Source organism: Desulfotomaculum sp., assembly GCF_982386235.1.
On record NZ_CEVWQM010000034.1, the window covers coordinates 23,704 to 29,703 of the forward strand.

Sequence of the window (6,000 nt, forward strand, 5' to 3'; positions counted from 1 at the left end):
TAACAGATTGTATTCTTCAGTCGTATAACCCAGAAAGGAAATAAACGATGACCCAAAAGGTACTGATAAAGTTAAACCAGGTAAGCAAAACCTATACGATGGGTGAAATAAAAGTCACAGCCTTGAAAGAGACCACGATGGAGATATATGAGGGTGAGATACTGGTCATCTTAGGGCCAAGTGGTTCTGGTAAAAGTACCTTGTTAAATATTTTAGGGGGTATGGACTTACCTAGCACTGGTGAAGTCTTTTTTAGGGATTTGAATTTAAGCCAAGCCGGAGATGAAACTTTAACGAAGTACCGGCGGAATGAAATCGGTTTTGTATTTCAGTTCTATAATTTAATACCAGACTTAATGGCCAAGGAGAATGTAGAAATAGCTGCCAACCTGGTGGACAACCCCTTGCCCATAGAAGAGGTCTTACAGGCAGTGGGGCTGGAAGCCAGAGCGGATCACTTTCCATCCCAGCTAAGTGGGGGAGAGCAGCAAAGGGTAGCCATCGCCAGGGCTGCGGTGAAAAACCCTAGGCTGCTACTATGCGATGAACCAACAGGTGCTTTGGATAATCAAACAGGCAGACTAATTTTAAGTTTGTTAGCTAAGTTTAACAGTGATTACGGCAGTACGGTAATAATCGTTACCCACAATTCTGTGCTGGGAGCAATGGCTGATCGAGTTATCCGTATGAGCAGTGGCAGCATTGTAGAAACAACTAAAAATCAAAACCCTGCAGCACCTGAAAGGATTGAATGGTAATGTCCCTACTAGGTAGAAAACTTTGGCGTACCATTTGGCAAACAAAGGGTCAATTCCTGGCAGTGGTGGCAGTTGTTATGGTGGCAATATCATTTTATATTGCTATGACTACGGCATATTTTAACTTAAACAGCTCGAAGGAGACCTTTTACCGGGAAAAAAGTTTTGCCGATTACTATTTTCAGGTGATTAATGCCCCGCAGCAAATAACCAAACAAATAGAACTGCTGCCTGGGGTCAACAAAGTAACTGGGCGGATCCAAAAGGATGTACCTATTCTCCTGGTTGATGGACAAAGGGCTACAGCAAGACTAGTTAGTTATCCAACTCCCCTGGACAATCCGGTTAACAGCCTGCAATTGCTGACTGGACGTTTTTTTGAGCAGTACCCCCAAAACGGTGGGGTGGAGGTATTAGTAGATCCACAGTATGCCCTTGGCAATGCCCTTGCCCCAAATGATACGATCAACATTGTAGCTGAAGGAAAAACAGTTTCATTAACAGTAGTAGGAACGGCCACAGGGCCTGAATTTGTTTACCCCATGAAGGATGCTTCATCTCTGTTGCCAGATCCTAAGGCCTTTGGCATAGTCATGCTGCCCCTTAATCAAGCGCAACAGGTGTTAAATTTAAGTGGTCAGATTAACCAAATAATTATCACCACCAGCCCGGGTACGGATGAGAAGGAGCTAAAGGAACAAGTAGAAAGTATACTTAAACCCTACGGCAACCTTGCAAGCTATTCGCGTGAAGAGCAGTTAAGTCATGCTGTGCTGCAGGCCGAGCTGGATGGCATAAAGGTATCTGCACTTTTAATGCCTACGATTTTTTTAGCAATGGCGGCTTCGATACAGTTTATTATTTTAGGGCGAATGATTAAATCCCAACGTCTGCAAATAGGCGTGATGAAGGCATTAGGCTACAGCAGCTATCAAATAATACTTTATTATTCAAGCTATGCTATAATCGTAGGACTTGCCGGAGCATTACTGGGTACATTCTTTGGTTTAATATTAGCCTCCGGGATTTCTATACAATTTGCCAAGTATTTCAATCTGCCAGAAGCCATTGGAGGAACGAATATCAAAGCCATTGCTTACGGTTTCATTCTCAGCCTGACAACCGGTGCACTGGCAGGAATCATTGCTTCCCGAAGGGTTATCAAGATTCAACCAGCAGAAGCAATGAGACCGGAACCACCCAAAGGTGGTGCTAAGATTTTTCTTGAGCATTGGGATTGGTTGTGGCGAAGATTGGGCCCCACCTGGAAAATGAGTATTAGAACTATTTTTCGTAATCCTGAGCGTTTTAGCATTACCTTGGTCGGGATAGTCTTTGCCATAGGGATACTGGTGGTAGCCATGTTTACCAAAGATTCGATTGATTATATGCTAACTAAACATTATGGTGAGGAACAACGGTATGATTATATAATTCGATTTGTAAATCCCTTAAAGGAAGGTGAATTATTAAATATCTCCAGGCTGGAGGGCGTTAGGAAAGTTGAACCCTTCTTAGAGGTGCCTGTTAAAATGCATGGCCAAGGTCGTTCGGAAGAGGAGCTTCTGCTAGGCTTACCTATAAATTTAAGCCTTAAGAAATTGGTTGGCGATGGCGGACAACCCTTATCGCTGCATCAAGAAGGCATTTTGATAAGTCAAAGAACCGCAGCCAAATTAGGTTTAGAAGTAGGAGATCAGGTGTTGCTAGAAACCTTACTGGGTAAGGGCAGCTCCTATCAGGCCAGGATAAAGATTGTGGGCATTAATCGCCAGTTCATTGGTAACGGTTCTTATATCTCGCTAAGCCAGTTGAACAAAATTATCAATGAGCATCAAGTGGTTTCCGGTGCCATGCTTAAAGTTGATTCTAATTATTCTGATAATATTGAAGAGCAATTAAGTGCGATGAAGGGTATTTCCTTTATTTCCAGTCTGCAAAAGGAATTGGACGGTTTTAATAAAAACATGGAGAGCATGATTTACTCTGTATCTTTATTGGTGGCCTTTGCGATCGTATTGGGCTTTGCTATCATCTATAACTCCGCTATGGTTAGTTTTGCCGAGCGGAAAAGGGAATTTGCCTCCTTAAGGGTGTTGGGCTTTAGGACCCAGGACGTTTCCGGCTTAGTGTTTAAGGAAATTCTCTTGCAGTCTTTATTGGGTATCGTTTTAGGCCTGCCCTTTGGTCGCCTGATGGCCCAAGGGTATGTGAAAGCAATCAATACCGACCTTTATAGTCTGCCGGTGGTGGTCTATCCCTCAACCTATCTGTACTCAATAATGGGCGGTATATTTTTTATCCTTGCGGCTTACCTGTTCGTTGTCAGAGGTGTTAAGCGATTAGATATAGTAGAATCGCTAAAGAACAGGGAATAATGGAGGTATTTTTATGAAGGGCAAAAAGAGGTTTTTTTTAGGAGCCGGGCTTGTCATACTGATGATATTGTCGGGGTTAGCTCTTAGCCATGGTGGCATAGAAGTCGAAACAGTGCAAATAGCAAAGGGCGAAATCAGACAAACCGTGGAAGAGATTGGCTATGTGCAGCCATCAACAGAGTTTAACCTCTATACCACCCAGAGTGCGAGGGTTGTACAAGTACCTGTTAAATCGGGCCAAGCTGTGACCAAAGACCAACCCCTGGTATTTCTGGAAAACTTGGATCTGGCAGCACAATTAACCGATCTGCATGCCCAATTAGCACAGGCCGCAACTGCTGTTAATACTGCTAAAGCGGCCCAGCAGCGGGCTCAACTGGTACTACAGGACGCCCAGGGGGATCTTGCCAGATCGGAAGAATTATTTAACGCCGGGGCGGCAACCAAAGTAGAATTGGAAAAGGCTAAATTGCTGGTGGATACCAGTAACCAAAATGTCGATGAGGCAAATTCCCAGTTGGAAAGTGCGTTAGTCGTGCATGCCGGGCTTAACCAGTCCTTGCAACAGCTAAATGCTAAGGAGCAGCAGTTAGTTGTAAAAAGCCCCATCAAGGGAACACTGTTGGCGATACCGGCAGAACAAGAGCAGGTGTTAAGCCAAGGTGCTTTACTAGCCACCGTGGCGGTGGCTGGACAATTAGAAATCAAGGCAGATATTTTGGGTGATGACCTGAGGGATATTAAGTTAGGCCAAAATGTTGTTATCACAGCTCCGGTGCTGGGACAAAAGGTGCTGGAGGGTCAAGTAAAAGAAATTTACCCCCGTGCAGAAGAGAAGGAATCTGCCCTAGGGATTACCCAACGCCGGGTACCAGTAATCATTACATTGCCGGATGCTTCCTTATTAAAACCGGGCTATGAAGTTAAGGCAGCCATAGAAACGGACAAAAGGCAAAATACTGTACTGGTACCAATAGAAGCTGTCCGTACAACAACTGACGGTCAAAAGCAGGTTATGATTGTAGTAAATAATCGAGTAAAATATCGCAGCATTCGTACGGGAATTAGCGATAAAAACAATTTACAAGTAATAGAGGGTCTAGCAATAGGGGATATCGTTATAAAGGACGGCAGTTTAGACTTAAAAGAGAGCGCGAAGGTAAGATGATAAAGTACGATTGTTTTTAGTAATAACCGAAATGTTCCAGGTCAAGAATCGCCAACGGATTCTTCTCAATCTGGGTCGCCTGGAGGAGTTGCAAGGAAGGTCAAATTGACCCCAGGTGGGTGACAAGGGACATCCCGAAAGCACCGGGATAAACCGACATAGAGTAGGGATGAAAGAGCCCACGATGGCTGGTAAGCCGTTATCGTGGGCAAGTCTTATATGCATATTTTCTATTTCGCTTTATAAGTTAGTCATGTAAAATAGCAACTGCCCGAACGGGTGCTCCATCGGAATTGTTATATTTTATTGGAAGAGCACAAAATGTAAATAATTCATCTCCAACCTGTCCTAAACAAGTTAAATTTTCAATGATAACGATATCCGTTTCAGCAAATAGTTTTCGATGAATTGTCAAGTTTTCATCAAAAATAGGGTCAATACCGATTACATCTAAACCAACGCCCTTTTTTTTAGTACGAATTAGATATTCAGCCACATCTTCTGTAATAAACGGATAATCTCCAAAATAAGCACTTGTTCCCCAATATCTGTCCCAACCCGTATAGAACAAAATAAATTCCGCTTGATTAGCTTTTTCTTTGATAGGCTCAATATAGCTCATGGTAATCCGTTGGCCTTCTTGTACGTTACTGCAATTTATGACTAAACCCACTCCGATAAATTGTTCTGCTGGGAATGAATCTAAGGTAGTTTTTTCAGCAAATAAATGTGCCGGTGCATCCATATGCGTTCCCGTATGAGAAAACATGGTTAACAAAGTTTCTCTAAAACCGTTTTTCTCATATGTATTGGCAACCTCTAATTTTGGTCTATCTGTGCCTGGGTAGACGGGCATATTTTCATAAATAGTGTGAGTGAGGTCGATTACTCGCATAAAATTTCCCCCGCTGATGGTGATGCATTACCAATCTAGGTTCTTCTCAAATAAGGACCTTGCCTTATTGTTTTTTAAATTTCTTACTAACATACTGTTTAGCTGCTTCCGATAACATCTCTTCCCATGATGAAAAGTCACTAAATTTTACTACATGGGAATCAATTTCTGCATCAGGGATAGACTTAAGGTCTTCATGTGAGTTGACTTGAAAGCCACCTGCAGTTAGGAAATCATTAAAAGAATTATACTTTGTATGCTTTTCCATAAAATCAGATGTAAAGACATCGGAAAAGGGTACTAAACTTTCACTCAAAATACTCAACCCTCTCTATCGATAATATACATTACGTATTATCATTTTTCTACAAAGAGAGGATGTTCCCTTTAACGAATAATGTCGAAAGATAAATATATAGAAATGGGAAAGTAGTAACAATTATAATTATTACCCCTTGTTAAATGCTAACAAACTGTGTTAAGATAACAAATGTCGCCGCAAGGTGACAAACAAAAATTACCACTTGCAGCGAACGCAGAAAAAGTGGTAAGATATGATTCCACCGCCGATAAGGCAGTGAACAAACTACCAAAAACTTGCACTTGAAACACAGTGAAAGACATGGTAAGATAAGCTTCCGGTCGCGAGATCGGGACAAGCAAACCGGTCTTTGAAAACTAAACAGCAGATGATGGATGAAAAACAGGTCAAGTCAAAAGTCATCGTTAAGATGAAACTAAGACGACCACAAAAAACATCCTCGTCAAGCGTTATAACCCCCTAAAGGGGGCAAGAAGACG

The 6,000-nt window shown here is 42.3% G+C and carries 5 protein-coding genes; 3 read left to right on the forward strand and 2 right to left on the reverse strand.

Annotated features, from left to right (window positions below; translation table 11 throughout):
* The first annotated feature begins 47 nt into the window (after positions 1-47).
* The 3 genes from AC1U9Z_RS16180 to AC1U9Z_RS16190 are packed head-to-tail and all read left to right on the forward strand — an operon-like array spanning position 48 to position 4,304.
* Positions 48-758, forward strand: coding sequence for an ABC transporter ATP-binding protein (locus tag AC1U9Z_RS16180; protein ID WP_333529123.1), 711 nt, complete (start codon positions 48-50; stop codon positions 756-758).
* Complete coding sequence (locus tag AC1U9Z_RS16185) at positions 758-3,136, forward strand: ABC transporter permease (protein ID WP_479958347.1); 2,379 nt, start codon at positions 758-760, stop codon at positions 3,134-3,136. The genes AC1U9Z_RS16180 and AC1U9Z_RS16185 overlap by 1 nt, the downstream gene beginning before the upstream one ends.
* A gap of 13 nt (positions 3,137-3,149) precedes the next feature.
* The gene (locus AC1U9Z_RS16190; RefSeq protein ID WP_479958348.1) at positions 3,150-4,304 is read left to right on the forward strand and encodes an efflux RND transporter periplasmic adaptor subunit; all 1,155 of its coding nucleotides are present in this window, start codon (positions 3,150-3,152) and stop codon (positions 4,302-4,304) included.
* 247 nt (positions 4,305-4,551) lie between these two features.
* On the opposite strand, the gene AC1U9Z_RS16195 is transcribed toward AC1U9Z_RS16190, so the two are convergent.
* Both AC1U9Z_RS16195 and AC1U9Z_RS16200 read right to left on the reverse strand, forming a co-directional pair.
* Positions 4,552-5,199, reverse strand: a complete 648-nt coding sequence (locus AC1U9Z_RS16195) for a cyclase family protein (RefSeq protein WP_479958349.1) — start codon at positions 5,197-5,199, stop codon at positions 4,552-4,554.
* A gap of 64 nt (positions 5,200-5,263) precedes the next feature.
* Complete coding sequence (locus tag AC1U9Z_RS16200) at positions 5,264-5,515, reverse strand: hypothetical protein (protein ID WP_333529127.1); 252 nt, start codon at positions 5,513-5,515, stop codon at positions 5,264-5,266.
* Between the last annotated feature and the right edge of the window lie 485 nt (positions 5,516-6,000).

Coding starts and splice junctions, on each gene's coding strand:
- AC1U9Z_RS16180 (WP_333529123.1), top strand. CDS start 48: ATGACCCAAAAGGTACTGATAAAGTTAAACCAGGTAAGCAAAACCTAT.
- AC1U9Z_RS16185 (WP_479958347.1), top strand. CDS start 758: ATGTCCCTACTAGGTAGAAAACTTTGGCGTACCATTTGGCAAACAAAG.
- AC1U9Z_RS16190 (WP_479958348.1), top strand. CDS start 3,150: ATGAAGGGCAAAAAGAGGTTTTTTTTAGGAGCCGGGCTTGTCATACTG.
- AC1U9Z_RS16195 (WP_479958349.1), bottom strand. CDS start 5,199: ATGCGAGTAATCGACCTCACTCACACTATTTATGAAAATATGCCCGTC.